The organism is Microcystis sp. M169S2, assembly GCF_020245865.1.
Lineage (GTDB): Bacteria > Cyanobacteriota > Cyanobacteriia > Cyanobacteriales > Microcystaceae > Microcystis > Microcystis ichthyoblabe_A.
The window spans coordinates 23,379-44,805 of the sequence record NZ_JADBUB010000197.1 but is presented as its reverse complement, the minus strand read 5'-3'; the positions used below and the strand labels follow the sequence as shown (position 1 = coordinate 44,805).

Annotated in this window: 21 protein-coding genes; 13 read left to right on the top strand and 8 right to left on the bottom strand. The window is 44.4% G+C overall.

The annotated features are described in order from the left end of the window. The 10 genes from IM485_RS18780 to IM485_RS18735 all read left to right on the top strand — a co-directional run. The coding region (locus tag IM485_RS18780) for a beta strand repeat-containing protein (protein ID WP_287744981.1) at positions 1–2,800 on the top strand (2,800 nt) is incomplete at its 5' end. A 207-nt stretch (positions 2,801–3,007) separates the two neighbouring features. After that, positions 3,008–4,693, top strand: coding sequence for a dihydroxy-acid dehydratase (ilvD, locus tag IM485_RS18775; protein WP_045361701.1), 1,686 nt, complete (start codon positions 3,008–3,010; stop codon positions 4,691–4,693). Positions 4,694–5,096: 403 nt separating this feature from the next. Beyond that, the gene (locus IM485_RS18770) at positions 5,097–5,957 is read left to right on the top strand and encodes a tetratricopeptide repeat protein (RefSeq protein WP_287744978.1); all 861 of its coding nucleotides are present in this window, start codon (positions 5,097–5,099) and stop codon (positions 5,955–5,957) included. A 228-nt stretch (positions 5,958–6,185) separates the two neighbouring features. After that, on the top strand, positions 6,186–6,620 hold the full coding sequence (locus tag IM485_RS18765) for a ferritin-like domain-containing protein (RefSeq protein WP_002731529.1): 435 nt from the start codon (positions 6,186–6,188) through the stop codon (positions 6,618–6,620). A gap of 34 nt (positions 6,621–6,654) precedes the next feature. Next, positions 6,655–7,575, top strand: a complete 921-nt coding sequence (locus IM485_RS18760) for an FTR1 family iron permease (protein ID WP_045361704.1) — start codon at positions 6,655–6,657, stop codon at positions 7,573–7,575. Between the two features lie 185 nt (positions 7,576–7,760). After that, a complete protein-coding gene (locus IM485_RS18755; protein ID WP_287744977.1) occupies positions 7,761–9,374 on the top strand; it encodes an ABC transporter substrate-binding protein in 1,614 nt (537 codons plus the stop codon). A 43-nt stretch (positions 9,375–9,417) separates the two neighbouring features. Then, entirely contained in the window at positions 9,418–9,876 is a 459-nt protein-coding gene (locus IM485_RS18750) for a hypothetical protein (RefSeq protein WP_104397174.1), read from the top strand. Between the two features lie 201 nt (positions 9,877–10,077). Beyond that, entirely contained in the window at positions 10,078–10,425 is a 348-nt protein-coding gene (locus IM485_RS18745) for a helix-turn-helix domain-containing protein (RefSeq protein ID WP_104397176.1), read from the top strand. Then, positions 10,347–10,904 (top strand): winged helix-turn-helix domain-containing protein, encoded by a 558-nt coding sequence (locus tag IM485_RS18740; protein ID WP_287744975.1) that lies wholly within the window; start codon positions 10,347–10,349, stop codon positions 10,902–10,904. The genes IM485_RS18745 and IM485_RS18740 overlap by 79 nt, the downstream gene beginning before the upstream one ends. Before the next feature lie 14 nt (positions 10,905–10,918). After that, positions 10,919–12,004 (top strand): class I SAM-dependent methyltransferase, encoded by a 1,086-nt coding sequence (locus IM485_RS18735; RefSeq protein WP_287744974.1) that lies wholly within the window; start codon positions 10,919–10,921, stop codon positions 12,002–12,004. Positions 12,005–12,197: 193 nt separating this feature from the next. On the opposite strand, the gene IM485_RS18730 is transcribed toward IM485_RS18735, so the two are convergent. The 4 genes from IM485_RS18730 to ftsY all read right to left on the bottom strand — a co-directional run bounded on the left by IM485_RS18730 (position 12,198) and on the right by ftsY (position 16,507). After that, positions 12,198–13,481, bottom strand: a complete 1,284-nt coding sequence (locus tag IM485_RS18730; protein WP_287744968.1) for a DUF3086 domain-containing protein — start codon at positions 13,479–13,481, stop codon at positions 12,198–12,200. A gap of 198 nt (positions 13,482–13,679) precedes the next feature. Then, positions 13,680–14,096 (bottom strand): DUF3119 family protein, encoded by a 417-nt coding sequence (locus IM485_RS18725; RefSeq protein WP_193961118.1) that lies wholly within the window; start codon positions 14,094–14,096, stop codon positions 13,680–13,682. A gap of 39 nt (positions 14,097–14,135) precedes the next feature. Beyond that, positions 14,136–14,936: a metal ABC transporter ATP-binding protein gene (locus IM485_RS18720; protein ID WP_287744965.1), complete on the bottom strand. Its 801-nt coding sequence runs from the start codon at positions 14,934–14,936 to the stop codon at positions 14,136–14,138. A gap of 215 nt (positions 14,937–15,151) precedes the next feature. Further along, positions 15,152–16,507, bottom strand: coding sequence for a signal recognition particle-docking protein FtsY (gene ftsY, locus IM485_RS18715; protein ID WP_104397182.1), 1,356 nt, complete (start codon positions 16,505–16,507; stop codon positions 15,152–15,154). Between the two features lie 225 nt (positions 16,508–16,732). On the opposite strand from ftsY, the gene IM485_RS18710 reads away from it, so the two are divergent. Together IM485_RS18710 and IM485_RS18705 are read left to right on the top strand one after the other, a co-directional pair. Further along, positions 16,733–17,320: a Uma2 family endonuclease gene (locus IM485_RS18710; RefSeq protein ID WP_104397183.1), complete on the top strand. Its 588-nt coding sequence runs from the start codon at positions 16,733–16,735 to the stop codon at positions 17,318–17,320. Between the two features lie 100 nt (positions 17,321–17,420). After that, positions 17,421–17,606, top strand: a complete 186-nt coding sequence (locus tag IM485_RS18705) for a PCP reductase family protein (RefSeq protein ID WP_002751785.1) — start codon at positions 17,421–17,423, stop codon at positions 17,604–17,606. A gap of 4 nt (positions 17,607–17,610) precedes the next feature. Here the strand turns inward: IM485_RS18705 and moaA are convergent, their stop codons facing one another. After that, on the bottom strand, positions 17,611–18,600 hold the full coding sequence (gene moaA / locus IM485_RS18700) for a GTP 3',8-cyclase MoaA (RefSeq protein WP_104397184.1): 990 nt from the start codon (positions 18,598–18,600) through the stop codon (positions 17,611–17,613). A gap of 318 nt (positions 18,601–18,918) precedes the next feature. On the opposite strand from moaA, the gene IM485_RS18695 reads away from it, so the two are divergent. Then, positions 18,919–20,262 carry a DUF3370 domain-containing protein gene (locus IM485_RS18695; RefSeq protein ID WP_104397185.1) on the top strand — a complete coding sequence of 448 codons (1,344 nt, stop codon included), beginning with the start codon at positions 18,919–18,921 and terminating at the stop codon, positions 20,260–20,262. A gap of 7 nt (positions 20,263–20,269) precedes the next feature. On the opposite strand, the gene IM485_RS18690 is transcribed toward IM485_RS18695, so the two are convergent. Genes IM485_RS18690 through IM485_RS18680 form a run of 3 tightly spaced genes read right to left on the bottom strand, consistent with a single transcriptional unit; the run spans position 20,270 to position 21,203 of the window. Then, positions 20,270–20,782: a TolB family protein gene (locus tag IM485_RS18690; protein WP_104397186.1), complete on the bottom strand. Its 513-nt coding sequence runs from the start codon at positions 20,780–20,782 to the stop codon at positions 20,270–20,272. Positions 20,783–20,805: 23 nt separating this feature from the next. Next, complete coding sequence (locus IM485_RS18685) at positions 20,806–21,021, bottom strand: hypothetical protein (protein WP_002737387.1); 216 nt, start codon at positions 21,019–21,021, stop codon at positions 20,806–20,808. 32 nt (positions 21,022–21,053) lie between these two features. Further along, entirely contained in the window at positions 21,054–21,203 is a 150-nt protein-coding gene (locus IM485_RS18680) for a hypothetical protein (RefSeq protein WP_002748420.1), read from the bottom strand. Between the last annotated feature and the right edge of the window lie 224 nt (positions 21,204–21,427).

Sequence of the window (21,427 nt, the reverse complement as noted above, 5' to 3'; positions counted from 1 at the left end):
TGGACAAACCACAGGGACAGTTACCTTTACCATTGTGGATGATGCTTTAGTGGAAGGTACAGAGACTGCTACCCTAACCTTGACTAACCCCTCATCTGGTTTGATTTTAGGTAGTACAATTTCCCAAGCTATCACCCTGACGGATAATGATTTTGCGCCGCCTGAAGATGGTAACTTTGATGGTATTCCTGATGACCAACAAGATAACGTTCTTTCCCTGCAAGCACCTAACAACCAATACGTCACTTTCGCCGCACCCTTGGGTCAACCGTCTGTCAATGTTCAAACAACTCCTAATCCTGACCCCGCGAATACCCCCCCAAATGTCGATTTTTCCCTAGGATTCTTTGCCTTTAACTTGCCTCAAGTTACTCCAGGTGACGCAACAACTATCACCCTATTCTTACCCCAAGGAAGCACCGTCAATAGTTATTGGAAATATGGGCCGACTCCTGATAACCCTAACCCTCATTGGTATGACTTTACCTTCGATTCCTTGACCAATACAGGGGCAATTTTCCAAGACATTAACAGTGACGGTCAAAATGAAATTATCCTCCATTTCGTTGATGGTCAAAGGGGAGATGAGGATTTAACTGCTAATGGAGAAATTATCGACCCTGGCGCACCTGCTTTTACTGAAAATCTTCCTAATACTCCTCCCACTGTCATCAATCCGATTACTGATGTCAATGTTAACGAAGATTCAGCTAATACCGTCATTGATTTAACTAATGTCTTTAGTGATGTTGATGGAGATGTGATTGTTAAATCAGTATTGACCAATGACAATACGGGATTAGTCACCGCTACCATCGTTAACAATCAATTAACCCTTGACTACCAAGATAATAAATTTGGTACGGCAAATATTACGATTCGGGGAACATCCAACGGTAAAACTGTTGAAGATACTTTCCTAGTAACAGTTAACCCAGTAGATGACGCACCAACCGTCCTCAATCCGATTACAGATGTCAATGTTAACGAAGATGCAGCCAATACCGTCATTGATTTAAGCAACGTCTTTAGTGACCCCGATGGAGATGTAATTACCAAGAGTGTGTTATCCAACACAAATACTAGCTTGGTGACAGCAACTATCGTTAATAACCAATTAATCCTAGATTATCTCCAAAATCAGTTTGGAACGGCTCAAATTACCATCAGAGGAACATCGAAAGGTTTATTTATTGAGGATACCTTTACCATTACCGTCAACCAAGTGACGGAAGGTATACTCATTACAGGCACATCTGGCAATAATAATCTTGTCGGTGGAGACGGAAACGACACCCTACAAGGATTAGCCGGAAACGACACCCTAAATGGAGGACTGGGTTCGGATTCTCTCGAAGGAGGCAATGGCAATGATGTCTATTATGTGGATAATAGTGGAGATCTTGTTCTAGAAACCGTTACAGGTAGCACAGGCGGAACGGACTTAGTTTATGCGAGTGTCTCTTATACTTTACCTAACCTAGTGGAAAATCTGACCCTAACAGGCAATTCAGCCATTAACGGTACAGGAAACACCCTTAATAATACAATTATCGGCAATAACGGTAATAACTACCTCCTAGGCGATGGGGGGAACGATACATTAGACGGCAAAGCAGGGGTAGATACCCTAGACGGAGGAGCAGGTAATGACACTTATACTATTGATAATATCAACGATGTGATTATTGATAGTGCAGGAACAGATACGGTTTCCGCCTCCATTAGTTATACCCTAGCAGCGGGATTAGAAAATCTAACCTTAACTGGGAATGGTAACTTAAATGGCACAGGAAACACCCTTAATAACACAATTATCGGCAATAACGGCAATAATTACCTACTAGGCGATGGGGGGAACGATACATTAGACGGCAAAGCAGGGGTAGATACCCTAGACGGAGGAGCAGGTAATGACACTTATACTATTGATAACCTCAATGATGTGATTATTGATAGCGCAGGAACAGATACGGTTTCCGCCCCCATTAGTTATACCTTGGCCGATAACCTTGAAAATCTCACCTTAACAGGTAGTACAGCGATTAATGGCACGGGCAACAGTGCGAATAATACCATAATCGGCAATAACGGCAATAATTACCTCCTAGGCGATGGGGGGAACGATACATTAGACGGCAAAGCAGGGGTAGATACCCTAGACGGAGGAGCAGGTAATGACACTTATACCATTGATAACCTCAACGATGTGATTATTGATAGTGCAGGAACAGATACGGTTTCCGCCTCCATTAGTTATACCTTGGCCGATAACCTTGAAAATCTCACCTTAACAGGTAGTACAGCGATTAATGGTATGGGGAACAATGGTAATAATGTGATAACGGGAAATTCAGGTGCCAATCTTCTCTCTGGGTTGGATAGTAATGATAGCCTTAATGGGGGAAATGGAAATGATACCCTACTCGGCGGAAATGGCGATGATACCCTCATAGGAGGGACAGGAAATGACAGCTTGACGGGAGGAAGTGGCCGTGATTTCTTCCGCTATAACTCCCGCACGGAAGGCATTGACACGATTACCGACTTTAATGTGCTAGATGACACGGTTTTGGTATCTCGGAGTGGATTTAGTGGCGGTTTAACGGTTGGTACGTTACTAAACACCCAGTTGACTACCGGAACATCAGCGACGACCTCCGCTCATCGTTTTATTTATAATGCCAGTAATGGTCAATTGTGGTACGACATTGATGGTACAGGAACAACAGCAGCCAGCCAAATTGCGACACTTTCTCCAACTTTAGCTTTAACTGCCAGCAATTTTGTGGTTTTCTAAGCATCATTAAAGGGAGTAGGCAATCATCGGGATAACTGTTACAGGATTTCCAGCTTTTTTCAAATGCAGTTTTATATTTTCTTTAGAGATGGGCTGTCCTAAAACCTGCTCAGAGCGGCCAAAAGTCAGAAAATAGAAATAAAGGTGCGATTGGAGAACTTGAGCCGCGATCGCACACATAAGCCGCCATTGGAGAAAGATAAAGTTATGGCAGATAACTACAGAAGTCGCATTGTTACCCAAGGTACCCAACGCAGTCCTAATCGGGCCATGTTAAGAGCGGTAGGTTTTGGGGATGAGGACTTTAGCAAACCAATCATCGGCATCGCTAACGGATTTAGCACCATTACCCCCTGTAACATGGGAATTAATGATTTAGCAATGCGTGCCGAAGCAGGAACCAGATTAGCGGGGGGAATGCCGCAACTTTTCGGGACTATCACCATTAGTGACGGGATTTCCATGGGAACAGAAGGAATGAAATATTCTCTCGTTTCTAGGGAAGTAATCGCCGATTCCATTGAAACCGTCTGTAATGGTCAAAGTCTCGATGGAGTCCTCGCTATCGGGGGTTGTGACAAAAATATGCCGGGGGCAATGATTGCCATGGCCCGGATGAATATTCCCGCTATTTTCGTCTATGGTGGCACGATTAAACCGGGGCGCTACAAAGATTGCGATTTAACCGTGGTCAGTTCCTTTGAAGCCGTAGGACAGTACAGCGCCGGTAAAATCAGTGAAGAAGACCTCATCGGAATCGAACGCAACGCTTGCCCCGGGGCCGGTTCCTGTGGTGGAATGTTTACCGCTAATACCATGTCTTCCATTTTTGAAGCCATGGGGATGAGTTTACCCTATTCCTCAACCATGGCCGCCGAAGATGCGGAAAAAGCCGATAGTACCGAAGAATCGGCCAAGGTTTTGGTCGAGGCGGTTAGAAAACAGATTCTACCTAGCCAAATTTTGACCCGTAAAGCCTTTGAAAACGCCATTTCGGTAATTATGGCGGTGGGAGGTTCCACTAACGCTGTGCTGCACCTTTTAGCCATTTCCCGCACCATCGGGGTAGAATTATCGATCGATGATTTTGAAACCATCCGCCAGCGTGTACCAGTTATCTGCGATCTTAAACCCTCCGGGCGTTACGTTACCGTGGATCTGCATAAAGCTGGTGGTATTCCCCAAGTGATGAAAATTCTCCTGGTTAATGGTTTACTGCACGGGGATGCTCTCACCATTAGCGGTCAGACTATCGCCGAGATTTTAGCCGATATTCCCGACCAACCGCCCTCAGGCCAAGATGTTATCCGTCCTTTTAGCAATCCTGTCTATAAAGAGGGTCATTTAGCCATTTTAAAAGGAAATCTGGCCACGGAGGGGGCCGTGGCCAAAATCAGCGGCGTGAAAACTCCGGTCATCACCGGACCTGCGCGGGTGTTTGAGTCGGAAGAAACCTGTTTAGAGGCAATTTTAGCCGGAAAAATTCAAGCCGGGGATGTGGTGGTTGTCCGTTACGAAGGACCAGTAGGCGGACCGGGTATGCGGGAAATGTTAGCTCCCACTTCGGCAATTATTGGCGCCGGTTTAGGGGATTCCGTGGGATTAATTACCGATGGTCGTTTTTCCGGGGGAACCTATGGCATGGTGGTCGGTCACGTCGCTCCAGAAGCGGCGGTGGGTGGTACAATTGCCCTAGTAGAGGAAGGGGATCAAATCACTATTGATGCTCGTCAGCGTCTCTTGCAGTTAAATGTATCGGAGGAAGAATTAACCCGTCGTCGTAACCATTGGCAACCGCGTCCCCCACGCTATAAAACGGGAATTCTCGGCAAATTCGCCAAGTTAGTCTCCTCTAGCAGTCTCGGCGCTTTAACAGATCTGAATCTGTTCTAAAAGTATAACGGGGAATGGCGATCAATTGCGATCGCCGTTTCCGCCACTGCTCACTGAACACCCCCAGTGATAACTGGTAACTGATAACTGATAAGACTGACGGCTCTAATTAGGGTTTGCGGCAAAAAGTAGGGGCGAAGCATTCGGATAGAAAATCTACGGTTTCACCGATAGGTTATTGCCCGAATGCTTCGCCCCTACAGGACGCGGGCCGATGAAGACACAAGGTTTTGAAGCATGATTCTCTCAAAATCTGGCACCTGTTTCGCTCGTAAAGCCACAAAACCCTTACCTTGCCTACATTTCACATTTATTCAGCCAGCCCTAATTAATGCTCATTCTTAATTCTCCTGACTCCTGACTCCTGACTCCTGACTCCTGACTCCGTTAAAGATTAATAACTATGACCTATCTACTCACTGTCTATCGAGCGCTCGAATGCCGTCCAGATACCTATCGGGACTGGTATGACCAAGGCAATATTTTAAGAGAAAGAATGGACTATTTTGGAGCCTTAATCAGCTACGAAAAAGCCTTAGAATATTATCCAGATGATTATTGGGCATGGTACAAAAGGGGTATGATACTAGAAGACTTGGGAATGTATGAAGAAGCGGCTCAAAGTTACGCTAACGCCGCACAGGTGAAGGATGATAACTATTGGGCTTGGTATGATCAAGGTTGTGTTTATCTACAGGAATTAAAGGAGTACGAAAAAGCGATCGCTTGTTTTCAACGGGCCCTAAGTCATAGTCCGGGGGACTATTGGGCAGCCTACCGGCAAGGGGAGGCCTATCGATTGCTGAAAAATTACGAACGCGCTATCACTTTTTATGATTTGGCCCTAGGGGCGCGACCCCGGGATTATTGGGCCTGGTATCGTCGCGGCGACGCTTTCCGGGATTGGGGCAATCCCCAAGAGGCTTTATTTAATTATCGTACCGCCCTCGATATCCGACCGCAAGATTACTGGTCCTGGTATCAACAGGGTGTGATCCTACAGGAATTACAGCGTTTACCAGAAGCGATCGCCTGTTATGAAGAATCGTTAAAAATCGATCGAGATGATCGCTATGCGTGGTATAATGCCGCCTGCTGTTATGCCGCCCTCGGTCAACAAGAAAAAGCGATCGACTGTTTACGCGAAGCCATGGACATAGAACCGGATATATGTGGCGAATTAGTGCGTAATAACTTTGTTTTCGATGGTTTAAGGCAAAATGAAACCTTTAATGACCTCTTGAGTTGCTATTCCCCCGGCTAAAGTCTTTTTGCAGCACCTAGGGTTTGCTGAAAGGGTTTGTCCTGGGGTGTGTGGGATTTTAGGCATTTTCAGGGAAAAAGTGCCTAAATTTTCCCCCGGATTGCTCAAATGGCTGGCACTTTTTGACGACAAAAAAGCCTAAAGATATTAGCCAACAAGGTTTTTAGATTTATTCAGCCAGTTTGGATTAGCTACAATTGCAATTAGAGAAAAATTATTGAGAATCTTATGCGAGAACTAGACAGAGACAAAACCATCGAACAACTAAACGAAATCATGGAATTTGAACTAGCGGGAGTTGTCCGTTATACCCACTATTCCCTGATGGTGACAGGTCCCCATCGCATCCCCATCGTCCAATTTTTCCAGACCCAGGCCACGGAATCCCTCACCCACGCGCAACAAGTTGGGGAAATTCTCACCGGTTTAGAAGGTCATCCCAGCTTAAAAATTGCCCCCATCGAGGAAAGCTATGAACACAATATCAAAGCAATCTTGAGTGAGAGCCTCAATCATGAGAAAAAATCCCTTGATTTGTACAAAGCACTCCTAGAAACCGTCGAAGATGCCAGTATTTACCTGGAAGAATTCGCTCGCGGTATGATCGGACAAGAAGAATTACACAATCTGGAAATTCGCAAGATGCTGCGGGATTTTGCTTGAGCTAGGATCAAAGCTAGAGTTTATCGACTAGCTTATGAATCTTAGTTCCGCTTTACCGACTTTTATTATCACTCTCCGGGAAGGTTTCGAGGCCGCTTTAGTGGTGGGAATTGTCCTCGCTTGTTTACAAAAATCGGGTCGATCGCAACTTAACTCATGGGTGTATCGTGGTATTGGTGCGGGAGTAGTGGCTAGTGTTTTGGTCGGTATTTTGCTAGGGGGAATCCTTTTGCAAGTGGATGCCTCTCCTAGTCCATTTGTACCAATGATTAAGGAATTGCTGGCCGCCACTTTTGGACTGATTGCCGTCTTGATGTTGAGTTGGATGTTAATTTGGATGACTCAACAGGCCAAATCTTTGAAATCTGAGGTAGAAAGTGCGGTAAAAGCGGGTTTAAAATCGGAAAATGGGGCAGGAAAAGCGATTTTTCTGCTCGTTTTTATCGCTGTCTTGCGAGAGGGATTTGAAACTGTCCTCTTTATCCTGGCCCAATTCCAAAAAGATTGGCAGATACAAACGTTCGGTGCGATAGCGGGGTTAAGTGTGGCGACTTTGTTGGGAATTCTCCTATTTGCAGGGGGAGTAAAAATTAATATCCGTCTTTTTTTCCAAATTATGGGGACTTTCCTCCTCTTAATCGTTGCGGGATTACTCATCGGTGTTTTGAAACATATCGACGCAGGAATCAGTCTTTTAAGTGAAATTGACCCTTTTTATCGCAATTTCTGTCCTTCTCTCCCCTCCTCCTGTCTTCTCGGTTTTCAAGTTTGGGACGGTTCCCAAATTTTGAGCGATCGCACTTTCCCCGGACTCCTCCTTAAATCCCTGTTTGGTTATCGTCAAAACCTCTATATCAGTCAAATTGTTGCCTATATCCTCTTTTTAATGCTTATCGGTGGCCTCTATTTCCAAAGCTTACGACAACGTCCTCAAACAGTGACCAGTAAACAGTAAACAGTAATCAGTAATCAGTGATCAGTAAACAGCGAAAAGATGGCAAGAAACTTCTATTTAATACTGCTCACTTAAAAACTCACATCTGATAACTGTTAACTTACCCACTGATAACTTACCCACTGATAACTGATAACTGATAACTTACCCACTGATAACTGATAACTGATAACTGATAACTGATTATGACTACTTGGCAATGTGACGGTATCCCTAAAGATGGTAAAACTTATCCGCAAGCGATTGCGGGAGGTCATGAACCCTGCGAAAATACTACTCCTGATTGTCCTATCTGTGGCCTGCCTAGGGAAGCGATGGATCCCGTCACAACGACGGTTAAAACCACAGTTGTCGTCTCCCCGGGGGGTACAACTAGAGTCGGTCAAAAATCTAACTGGTTACTTCCCTTCGCTTTGATAATTACCGCTTTAACCGCAGGTTTAGGGGGTTGGAGTCTATTGCAAATGCTGATTCCCAAACCCGATACTCCCCAAGTTGTCGGGGAAGAAACCCCAGACAAGCAAACCGAGGCAACTTTTGTGAGTGATACGGCTAAAAATCCCGATTTATTTAGCCAAGGTGAGAAAATACTGCTTAATTCCACTCCTAACAAAGAAAAAGGCGCAGCGGCCTTTAAAAAAGAAGATTGGATAAATGCGATTGCAGCTTATCAACTAGCAGCCACTCCCCAAGCAAACGATCCGGAGGGCAAAATCTATTACAATAACGCCAAAGCTAGACAAAAAGGTAATCAAAATACTATAGCCGTCGTTGTCCCCATCGCTAACGACCCCAACAGCGCCAAGGAAATTCTCCGAGGTGTGGCAAAGTATCAAGAGGAGTTTAATAATTCTAATCCGGGTAATCCTTTGGAAATAGTCATCGCTAATGATGGCGGTGGGTTACAATCAAAAGCGATCGCTGATGATCTGATTCAATCCGGTCAAGTTTTGGCAGTTATGGGCCACGGAATCGACCCTTTTAGTCAAAAAGCGATTGAAAGTTACGAAAAAGAAGGATTAGCGATTCTTTCTCCCCTGACTACCAGTGTCAGTCAAACGGGAAATGCAACCCTGAAAACTATTCCCCTTAAAGATAAATCTCAGGAAGTTTTAGGCAGTTATCTGGAAGCAGTGGCCAAAACTTTGGCTAATTATGCTAGTCAGCAAGAGAATTCTCCCTCAGTGGTTCTTTTTTATAATTCCGATAGTCCCTATAGTCAAAAATTAAAGGATTCCTTTGCTAAAGCGATCAAAGAACCGGGAGGCAAGATAGTTAAGGAAATAGACACCACCAAAGCCAATTTTAACGCTAAAACCGCCATAGATCAGGCAAGACAAGCCGGTGCTAGGGTGGTATTTTTGGCCCTGAGTAAAGACGGCGATCGCATAGATCAAGCCGTGGCTATTGCCCAAGAATCGTCTGGAATGCTCTTATTAGGCGGAAATGAACTTTATACACCCGATATACTTATTCAAGGAGCGGATAGCATCGACGGATTAGTTCTAGCAGTACCTTGGAGTTTCCAAGCAACGGATCCTTTTGCCAAAGATGCGCTGAAAAGTTGGCGCGGTCGCGTCAGTTGGCGTACTGCTACCGCCTACGATAGTATGAAAGTATTAGGAGAAGCGATCGCTAAAAGTTCTGACCGTGCTACTGTAGTCGAAACTTTAAATCGAGGAATCACCTTGCAGGGAAACACCACGGATTTTAAGATTTTTAATCAAGTTCCCCTGGTGCGTGCTAATCGCGGCAATGAGGGGCCAAAGGGTTCTCAATATCAGTTCGATCCTATCTAAAATAGATAATGTGATGTCGAGGAGTAGAATCAAGTCTAATTTTATGAACAATATCTTACCCATCCTAGCTTTTTTAATGTCGGTGTCGGGAATTGCCGTATCTTTGGGACGGGAGGAAGTCCGATGTCATCTCGGTTTAGAATCGGCAGCCTGTCCCCGGGAAGAACAAAAAACCAGCGAAGACACCCCCGCAACTACCCCCGCAACTACCCCCGCAACTACCCCAGAATCTCCCCGGATAGAAGAAACTCCCCCGGAAACCACCCGTAATATCGAAGCTTCCCCCGAAGTTTCCCCGTCTCCTGAAAGCGAAACCCCAGTGGAATTCACTCCCCTCCCGGAAAAGAACCCCAGTCCAGAAGTACCCCCCGAAAATCCCCCCACCCCGGAAACCAAAGCGGTGGAAAAAACTCCAGATTCAGAAAAAAGTCCCGATGTCAATCCATCTAAAGATGGAGAAACTGAAAGTATTCCGTTAGAAGTTATTCCCCCCGCACAGTAAAATCGGACAAAATCAATTTCTGGTGGGGTAGGGTTGATTCATGAATCAACCCTACAGACCCCGGACAGTAAAATCGGACAAAATCAATTTCTGGTTGAGGATAGGAACTCATGCACTCATGCAAGAAGTAGTTATACAAATTCTCCAAAATCTGACTACAGATAGGGGAGAATATCATATTAGTAGAGTTAAAGGAAAAATATGGCAGGAGTTTATAAGATAGAAATATCTGAAAGTGAAGCAGAACTCAAGGAACTGCTTAGACAAGAAAAAACTGGTTCAGGAAAAGAAAGAATACAAGTATTGTACTTATTAAAGACAAAAAAGGCAAAAACGGTGACAGAAGCGGCGGAAATGCTAGGAAGAAATAGAGTCACTGTACAAGATTGGTTAGAAAAATATCGTCAAGGAGGACTGGAAAAATTATTGTCTAAAAAAGTCAGTACAGGAAGACCCAAAAAAGTTACTCAGTGGGCAGAAAAAGCCCTAGAAAAAAGATTAAAAGAAAAGAAAAATTTGATAGTCGGGTCGATATTTGTGAATGGTTAGAGGAAAAATTAGGGATAGAAGCCAAGTACAAAACTGTACACAAATTAGTATATTATCGGCTAAAAGCGTCTCCAAAAATAGCTAGACCAAAAAGCCTAGAACAATCAGAAGAAAGGTTAGAATATTTTAAGAAAAAACTGTTAGAAAATTTGGCGATGCTGAGTTGGGTAGCGATAACAATGATGAGTAATATAGGGAAAATTCTCTTTTTATGTGAAGATGAAACTCGTCTGGCACTGAAAATAATCAGTGGGAGAAAAATAACAGCAAAAGGAGTAAAACCTTACGGGAAAGTGCAGGGTCAATTTCAAGCAACGTATATCTATGGGGTGTTAGAACCGAAGATAGGAGAGCATTTCTTTTACGAATTCACTCATTTAAACAGTCAATGTTTTCAAATATTTTTAGAATTAGTTTCTGAATATTTTGCTGGCGGATTTGCTATTAATCGTGAAAAGAAAGAAGCGATCGAGTGCTAATTATGAGATGAGCGATGCAGGAAGAAAAAGCGATATTTAATATCAACAATACTTTTTATCGACCGGAGAGTAAAATCGTCCGAGATTTAGGAGTTTTAGCGGCGGCAATTGTCAAAAAAGAGCGGGGCAGTTTGCGCGTTTTAGAGGTAATGAGCGGCTCTGGTGTGCGAGCGCTCAGGTATTGGTTAGAAAGTGGTGCGGATTGGCTGTGGGTTAATGATGGGAATCCAGAAATTAAGCCAACTTTAGACGCTAACTTAGAGAGTTTATTACAACAGAAACAAGGCAAAATAACCTATAAATCTGCTCAAGAAGTTCTCCTAGAATGTTATCTTGAAAAAGACTATTATGATCTAGTTGATATTGATGCTTTTGGTTCTCCTGCATCTCTGTTTAGTGCTATTCCTTTAGCCACTAAAATCGGTGGTTTAATTTATCTAACTAATACCGATGGACGGACGCTAACGGGTCATAATCTAGAAAATAGTTTAGCTGATTATGGAGCATCTGCTCGCAATCATCCGGCTGCCCACGAACAGGGATTAAGATTAATTATCGCCGGTTTGCAATTAGAATCGGCCCGATTAGGTTTAGGAATTACGCCGGTCTTTTCCTTCTTTTTTGGTCAAAGTTATCGGGTGATGGTGCGGTTAACAGCTAATAGACAATTAAATAGTCATAACTACGGTTTTCTCGGTTATTGTCATAGCTGCGGGGAATATCAATCAGTGCCTTGGCCGAAGCTAGGCAAGATAGTTTGTTCTGGGGACGGGCAACCTTTAACCTTAACTGGACCCTTGTGGTTAGGCAGTTTACACGATCGCTTTTATCTAGAAAAAATGGCAGATTTAGCCGAACAATGGCAGTGGAAAAAGGTAGTCAAATTGTTAGAAATAATGAGGGAAGAAAACGATTTTCCTCCCTATTTTTATAGCTTTCGAGAAATTGGTAGAAGGGGCAAATTAGATCTACCTAAAAGGGAAGATTTAATTGCAGCTCTCGTGCAACAAGGTTATCGAGCCGCTGCCACCCATATTAACCCGCAAGCGCTGAAAACTAACGCTTCTTTAGCCCAATGTATCGCACTACTCAAGGACTAATTAGGGTCTGCTGAAAAAGTTTTTCGTGGGGGTAGGGTGTGGGGTGTGGGGTGTGGGGTGTGGGGTTTTACCGATTTTCAGGGGGTCAATTTTCCCCCCCGATCACCCCAAGGTCTGGCACTTTTTGATGGGAAAAAAGTCTAAAATTCTTATCCAACAAGGTTTTTAGATTTATTCAGCACACCCTAATTAGTTAATACCAATAACTAGAACTTTGTTGGGGTTCAGGGGCAAAAGCTAACCAGTAGGGGAATTGTAAAAGAGCGAAATTCAGCCGTTCTTCGGTATCATCGATGATAATGAGCGGTGAATACTTATCGTCGATTAAACGTTCCGCTTTTTGAATTAAAGCTTCGGGAGACTCAAAGAGAACGATGCCGCGGTCAGGTCCAAAATCGGCGCGGGAAATGCCGAGACAATCTTGGAGACCGCGCCGCCATTCGCCTAAACGTTCGGGACTATTAGCCAGAACGAGAGAACGGAAGCGATCGCCCTGTAATTCTGCCATAATCGAGATAATTGCCGAAGCGACCAGAATATTCTGGAGACGGCTGCCCATACCGCGAATCGTACCCCGGCCCCCCTGTTTAAAGAACCACTGTTGCACCCGTTCGGCGTGAATTGGTTCAAAAGTGCGCCGTAGTTGCCAAGGCGGACCGTAATAATCAGGACGACTGCGATAACGGTCTAAAAGAGTTTGGATGCGCTGATTTTGCTCAGAAAAGCCCTGTCTAGGGGTGGATTGTCCCACCGGTTCCGATTCATAACCCGAACGGTTAGAGCGACGGGGTTCTTGCCAATTATCCCGGCCCTGGTTACTGGTACGGGGGGGACGGGGACTTTCTTCGCGATCATCCCGGCCTTGACTGCCACGGGATGGACGGGGGTTTTCCTCTCGTTCAGTTCGCAGGGGAGGTTCCACAGGTCGGGGGGATTTTTCGGGGGTTTCAAAACGGGGTAATTCCAATTGTTCGGCAGCCGCGGCCAAATCCTGTAAACTGCCCACCAGATAGTCTTTAAATCCCTGAACCCGCACGGCTATGTCCTGGGAGACTCCGGCGAAATTACTCCGCATTTCCTGCCGAATCCGCTCACGACGGCGTTCTAACTGTTCGATCGCCACTTCTAAAGCCTGTTTGCGTTGTTCTAGGTCTTTTACCCCTTCCTTGAGCATTCTTTCGATTTGAGCTTTGATATCTCCTAGTTCCTCGGCGATCAAGCGTTCTCTTTCCGCTTTTAACGCCGAGATTTCTGCCGCTAGGCTCTGTTTTTGCCGTTCTAGAGCCTCGATTTCTGCTCGTAGGGGTTGCACTTGGGCTGTGGGAACTAATTCGCCTTCGGGGGCGGTTTCCGATGGCAGGGGATTCTCTACCGGGCGATCGTTCCAGAGATCATCAAAACTAAATTCTTCGACAGATTCATTGGGTAAGTCTGTCATTTTGTCAAGGGGTAAAACATTAAAATCTTCTGAAGTCATCGGCTTTAGAAATGCAGAGCGAACAGAGGGCTAAGGCAGGTAATTAAGTAAGTGGTTCTAATTAATAGACGATAGATATTGCCTTTGATCCCCCCTGCCCCCCTTAATAAGGGGGGTGCCGATAGGCGGGGGGATCTGACAATTTTTAACACCTACCCACTTAAGACGCTATTAGCTAGATTTTATTTTATCTCAATCTTAGTTCGCTTCTGAGTCGATCGCTGGCGATGCTGCTAAAGGATAGTATTTTTCGAGGCACAGTCTCAGGGTTGCGCTGTCAAAGATAATGGGCAAAAAATGAATGCTGTTAATTTCTTTGAAATAAAATAGGATCGGGACTTGGTTCCAGAAAATCCGCCAGTTTTGCCATTCTTGGTAGGGAAAGGAGCGAATTTGTTGCCCGGACAGATAGACATCTAAGGAGGTGGGGGTAAACTGGAGACGAATGCGGGTAGTCTGGAACATCAAGAATAGCCCTAACAGGGAGAAAATTATGCCGAGCCAGACCTGTAAAAAGAGCAATGGCAGCGATAAAATTACCAAAAACAGGGGAATTCGATAGTTAGGAGCCAGTTCGATCGTTCCTGTTACTTCTTGCGGGGAAATAGTTTTCATTGGTGTCCCTATCGGCAGTCAGCCAAAATATCTTCGCTTCTAGTTTATCGCATTGTTTTTCGAGAAGCGATCGAGATAATCGAGACTCGATCGGCGATGATCTGGTGGTGTCATGGCATCGTAGAAGGAGACTTTACCCCCATAGGCACGCCGGAGATTAAAATCGGTTAAGACCTTAGATCGTTGATCGGCGAGGATCAATTCTTTATTTAAGAGGATTAAATCAGCAAAATGGGTGATAGATTCGCCTAAATCATGGTTAACCACCATGACAATTTTATTTTCTTGGGCTAACTCACCAAAGATATTAAAAAGAATCCCCTCGGTTTTTTGATCTACCCCAACGAAAGGCTCATCAAAACAGAAAATCTCCGCTTCTTGGGCCAAAGATCTGGCTAAAAAGACTCTTTGCTGTTGTCCCCCCGACAGCTGACCGAGGGGACGATGGCGTAAATCAGCCATTTCCACCCGTTCTAGGGCATTTAAAGCCTGTTGACGACTAATATGGGAAAAAGGACGAAACCAACCCGTTTTCCTGACTCTCCCCATCATTACCACATCCCAAGCGGTGACGGGATAGGTCCAGTCGATTTGAGATCTTTGGGGAACATAAGCGACTTTATCCAGTTGTTGCTGTAGAGATTGCCCTTGATAGTTAACGCTTCCCTGTCGTACAGGAATTAATCCTAGCATGGCTTTGATCAGGGTACTTTTGCCCGCACCGTTGGGACCGATAATACCGGTTAATCGTCCGGGATAAATTTTCAGGGTGATATCCCGTAGGGCTTCCACGCCGCGATAATATACTCCTAGATGACTAACTGTAATTGTCCTTTGCATAGTTGTTACCCCGAGTCTCCAGTTCTAGCATAGCTAAAAATGAGACAAATATGAAGCAATCATGAAAAGATTATGAAAGATAAGCTGTTCGTAATTTAAATTGCTTGTTGAGACGAGGCAAGAGGCAAGAGGCAAAAGGCAACAGTAAAGCGATTGAGGTTCGGCTAATCTAAGAATAAGCGGTTTAAATGCGTCTTAGCTTGGCTAGGGCGAGATCAATCGCCACTCAGTAAAGCTTCCACGAATTCGTAACTGGAAAAAGGCCGCAGATCCTCGATTCCTTCCCCAGCGCCAACAAAGCGAATCGGTAGGTTAAGCTGACGCGCTACGGCAAGGGCAACACCCCCTTTAGCTGTACCATCGATTTTAGTCAGGATCACGCCGCTTAATTGGGCAGCTTCCGAGAAAACCTCGGCCTGTCGCAGCCCGTTTTGTCCTAAAGTGGCATCGAGAACTAGAAGCGATTCCACCACGGCACTCTCAGCTTTTTTGTCGATAATGCGGCGAATTTTGCTTAATTCTGCCATTAAGTTCTTTTTATTCTGCAATCTTCCCGCCGTATCCACTAAGAGTAATTCTACCTCCCTGGATTTAGCGGCTTCGATGCCATCGTACACCACGGCGGCCGGGTCGGTATTTTTGCCCGGGTTGGCAATTACTTCGACTTGCGATCGCTCTCCCCAAACTTTCACCTGTTCCACGGCAGCAGCGCGAAAGGTGTCGGCAGCGGCGATCATACAGCTATAGCCAGATTGTTTAGATAAATGGGCTAATTTGCCGATAGTCGTAGTTTTACCCACTCCGTTAACTCCTGTGAGCATCCAGATATTTAATTTGCCTTTTTCTGGCTCAAAACCGGGGTTGCTATAATTGGCTAAAGGTGCATCTAAAATCTCGCGGATAATTTCTTTGAGATATTCGATCGCTTTTTCGGGGGGCAAAGCTTCCTGTTTTAGCTTATTTTGGAGGGTAGTGATAATATAATCGGTGGCATCTACCCCCACATCGGCCTGAAGCAATAAAGCTTCGATTTCCTCCACCGCATCTTGATTGAGGGGACCCTGACCGACCACGGCCTTAAGCTGATTGACCAAGCTGCGGCGCGTTTTGCCTAAACCCTGACGCAATTTTTTTAACCAGGTGATTTCTTCTTCCGAAACGTCCTCTGCTTGTCGTCCCTGATTGGCTAAAACTTTGGCTGACCAGATAAAGTCCTCATCCGGTTCTGTGGGGGTTTCGATGGCGGTTTCTTTGAGAATTTCGAGGCGATCGGATTTTTTCAGCCATGCGGGGGTATTATCCTCGGTTTCTTCTTCTTTAACCGGTTCTTCCTCTTGCAGAGGTTCCGTTTCAGCAATGGATGTTTCAGGGGTTTCGCTGACGACGGCCTCGGCCGTGGCTTTTTTCTCTTGAATATTTTTAAAGGCTTTTTTGGCCCAATCTAAATACTCTTCCTGACTGGTTGTCTCGCTAGTCGTCGGGGTTGCCTCGCTGGGGGTTTCCTCTACGGGTGCGGGGGGTGCTTGTTCTTGTTCGGGTTGGACTTTCTGACGACGGAACCAGTTAAACATAGGAGAAACTAAACATAAAACTATTTATCTAGTTTATCTTAACTCTTGAAGTGAGCAATTTTGATACTTAGATTTTTAATTATGGATTTCTCCGCATTTTTTGCCAGAGATTAAGGTAAAAATATGATGCGAGTAACTCAATTGATAGCCTTGCTCAAGGATAACTTTGTCTCTTTTTAGAGAAATGCTGTATCCTAGAAAATAGAATAGGAAGGAGAGTCAAAAATGTTAAGCGCTACTGAAACCAAATATTATACTCCCGAAGAATATCTCGCTCTGGAGGAAACGTCCGAGGATAAAAATGAATATCGTCAAGGAGAAATTATCCCAATGGTAGGAGCCACCACTAATCATAATCAGATTTGTCTAAATTTTTGCCGTAATTTTCCCTTAAATATCAATAATCAAGATTATTATACCTACATGGAAACGGTGCGTTTATGGCTGTCAGATTATAGTATTTACACCTATCCCGATGTGATGGTGATTAAAGGTCAACCTCTCTATCAAGGGAATAGTCAATCTAACGTGATCAATCCTTTAATTATTGTCGAAGTTCTCTCCAATTCTACCCAAGCTTATGATCGAGGGGATAAGTTTAAATTCTATCGTTCTCTGCCAACTTTTCAAGAATATATTCTGATCGAACAATCTAGTTATAGTGTGGAACGTTACTCTAAACAAAAGGACGATCAATGGTTAATTGATTTCGTCACGGGGGAAAATGCGGTTTTACAATTGCTGTCGGTGGATTGGCAGATTTCTTTTCAAGATTTATATCAAAGAGTCAATTTCAACCTAGCAGAAACCTAAAATTAAGAGAAAGGTGAAAAAGACTCGCTGTTAAGAAAATCGTTATCTCAAAATAGCTCATCTTTTTTGGTATAATAGACGGACTACTATTGTTAAATCTATGGATGCTCTAGATTTTTCCGATCAACTACAATGGACCGCAGAAGCAAAAGCAAAACTAAAAAATATTCCCTATTTTGTTCGTTCCCAAGCGCGTCAAAGGATAGAAGAATTAGCTCGTCATGCCGGTTCCGATCGAGTTACCGTGGAAATGGTAGAACAGGCTAGAGTAGAATTCGGACAGTAGATTTTTAGCCGCCAATTTGGGACATAGTACGGGTATAAATGCCACTTGATGTGCCGGAATCACGCAGTTTAAAGTTTATTTCTGCCTTCAGTTCTATTAATTCCCGCACTCTTTCCCTGATTTCTACCGGCGAAATTCCCTGACGGAGGGCAGTTTTTAGGTCAATTTGTCCGGTTTCGTTGAGGAGACAGGGACGCAACCAACCATCGGCCGAGAGACGTAGGCGGTTGCAGCGATCGCAAAAACATTCCGACATCTGACTAATAAAGCCAATTGTACCCTTAGCCCCTGGAATTTGAAAAACATCGGCTGGACCATTTCCCCGCACTTGACCCTCATTTAAGCCCCATTTTGCCCGAATTCGCCCCCTTAATTCCTCGCTCGCAATCCAAGCTTTTTCTTGAAATAAATCACCGTTACCGATGGGCATAAACTCGATAAAACGGACGTGCCAACGCTTCTCAATGGTCAAAGCCGCTAAATCCTCCACTTCTGCCTCATTTATCCCCGGAATCACCACCACATTCAATTTTAAGGGGTCAAAACCCACCCTCTGGGCCGCTTGAATACCTGCCCAAGTTTTTTGCCAACGACTCCGGCCGCGATTACCGATAATTTTATCGAAAGTGTCGGGGTCGAGGGAGTCTAAACTGATATTAATCCGTCTTAGTCCGGCCTCATACAACATTTCGGCTAAATTGTCAAGTAAATAGCCATTAGTGGTCAAGGCTAAATCGCTAGTGGCAGATAAAGAGGCGATATCGCGTACAATCTCCACTACTTCGGGATGTAAGAGAGGTTCCCCACCAGTAAGGCGAAATTTGCGGAAACCGAGGGGAATAAAGACATTTTTGACTAAAGTAAGAATTTCCTCCCGGGTGAGTAAGTCTTGCGGTCGAACATAGGCCAATTCTGCATCTTCAGGCAGACAATACTGACAGCGAAAGTTACAGCGATCGATTAAACTAATCCTGAGATAGTCGATTTGGTTCATGTTCACGGGGAAATACTGTTATAAAACTTCATGAATTTATCATAACAATTCCGACTCGATCGATATCTAGACATCGGGCGAAGTTTCCAGAAAACCACGGTTAAATCTAGATTTTAGTCTATGATGACAATAGATTTGGTCAATGGCAAGAGCAAATAAAGATTGGTAAGTTTGATAATTTTTCTTGATTGTACTTAACCAAAAAGGTCAGCTAACACCGGCAAGAAATATTAAACAATCCTCTAGATATGGACAAACAGAATACTATCTAAATTGAGCGAGCCAGTAATGCTATGATCAAAAATTAATTATCTTGAGATGGTAATTTGTGTGATGTTACCTTTTTTACTACCCATTGCCCAAACTCCCCCCAGTGTAGAAATAATTCGACCAGCGCAGGTGCGTCCTTTACCGAATCAACTAGATCAAGTTCCCGTTTTTAATAGCAATAGTCCCGAATTATTGCTAGGAGAAGGGATTTTGCTTTCGACTTTTCCCCCCCAAGAGAAAAGTTTCCCCTCGGCCCATTTAAATTATGCTTTTCAGGGACGCTTTGATATTTTTGCCCACCATGTAGCTAGGGGGAGTTTTCCCGATAATTTACGCACCCTTTATTTGGGGATATTACTCCACAATCCCAGTCTTAATCCCGTGACCGTTAAAATTCTGCAAGGAGCTAGTTATTTGAGTCAACCCGATGCAGCTTTTATCGATTTACCCGCACAAGTGGAAAATAATCAGGGGACAGTTTTTGCCGGGCCGGGAAGTCGGGTAATGGGGGATATTTTAATGGGGCAGCGTCAGGATATTTTTCCCGATAGGATTATTATTCCGGCGGGGGAGAGTTTTATGGTCTTAAATGCGGCGATTCCCGTGCGCGATTTGACTCCCCCTTTAAACGGTAGGTCCACTTATCTCCGTCTGGAAAGTGACGGTCTTCTCTACGCTGCTAGTTTAGCTCTTTATGCACCCCTAGATGAAAATGGACAGGAAAGACCACCAAATCTTACAGAGTGGCAAAATTTGCTAGAAAAAGGCGATTTATCGACTCCGCGCGATCGAGCGCCCACTCCTCCCCATAGTCAAGGACAGATAATTTATGGACGGGTAGCGGGGGTGTCCCAAGGTTCAGCTTGGCCAGCCCGATTGGTCGATCGAGCTTCTTTATGGTTAAATATTCCTGATTCTGGTCAATCTATAGCCTATGGGATTAGCACTCTACCCGGGGGCAAACTGGGAACGGAACAAAATCAAAGTGCTAGTATGTTAGTTCGCTATCCCGATACGGCCTATCAAGCTCATGGTAATTACGGTGTGGAATATCGGTTAAGTTTACCTCTATTTAATCGAAGTGATGAGGCGAAAACAGTGACTATTGCGCTAGAAACACCGATTAAAGAGGATATTATTGGGCAGGGTTTGCGTTTTCTCGATCCGGCTGCCCCACAAGTGTTTTTTCGAGGAACGGTAGCCGTCAATTATAGCGATGACCAGGGACAGGCACAAAGCAGATTTTTCCATCTCGTCCAAAGACGCGGACAAGAGGGGCAATCTTTAGTGACTCTGACTATTCCTCCGGGGGATTGGCGTGTAGTACAGGTAAATTTTTTATATCCACCAGATGCGACCCCTCCGCAGGTTTTAACGATTAAGACCGAGTAGAACAAATTTAAAATTGGCCGTTAATGATCGCAATATTCCATTGACCGTCTTGGTTGGTTTCAAAGGCAATTTGGCGACCATCACCGCTAATGGTGGGATTGCGGACGCTTCCCCGCAGGTTAGCGGTTAACAGGGTTGCACGGGCTCTGGAACGATCATAAACCATGACATCACTTTTACCGCGTTCGCTGGAGATATAGGCAATTAAACGACCGTCAGCATTCAGAGATGGCTGATCTTGGCTAGAATCGCTACGATTTAGGTTAGGGAGATTAACTAAGCGCTTTTCTTGCAGATCGAATAAATATATACTACGACGACCGGAGCGATCGGAAGCGAAGGCTAAATAGCGACCATCAGCACTATAACTGGGGAATTGATCGGGGGCAAAACTATTTAAACCACCAGCGGGAACTTGAGGAGTGATCAAAAGAGGGGAATTACAGCCACTTATCCCCGATAACAGCCCAAAAGAGGCCAAAAATCGTCCCAGCCAGACAAAAAAAATTTTTTCTTTCATCTTGACTTTTGACCCCAAATGTGCTAGTAACTTTCTTCCTTGCCGACGGTTTTGAGGGTCAGTAGTTGATTGCCTTGACTGAGACTATCGGCGATCGCTTCTCGAATCGGCAGGTCAATACTGGTTTCAGCGAGGATTTCTTGGGCTTTTTGCCGCAAATCTGCCCCGGTATCGGCATCTACTTGGTCTAGATCGAGTAATTCCTGCGATAGCTGTTCGATCGAATTCGGGTTAGTCATAGCTCAGGCTCCCAACAAGCTTAATTACACTTTTATTGTATTGTAAAGAATAAGGCTTCTGTTTGTTTTTGATTTTTCTCAGCGATTAAGGGATTTTGACAAGCAATTAACTTTTCTGATGGATAATCTTCACTCTCAAATTCCACTAAGTTCACTCGATCGAATAATACTAATTGAATCACTATACACGGCCGCCATTTTAGCCTAAACTTCCCCCATTTGTCTATTTAAGGAATATTACAATAAACACGGGGTATATAAAGAAAAGTTAATGGGTTTATCCATTGATGGATAAGGGTTTTCGGCTATTGTAGTAGATATGTATGGGGGGGGAAGTTCAGCAATACTACCCAATCAGCACCCTCAAGTCTGGCGGTTTAGTGGAAGAGCAGTTTATTGTCCGCAT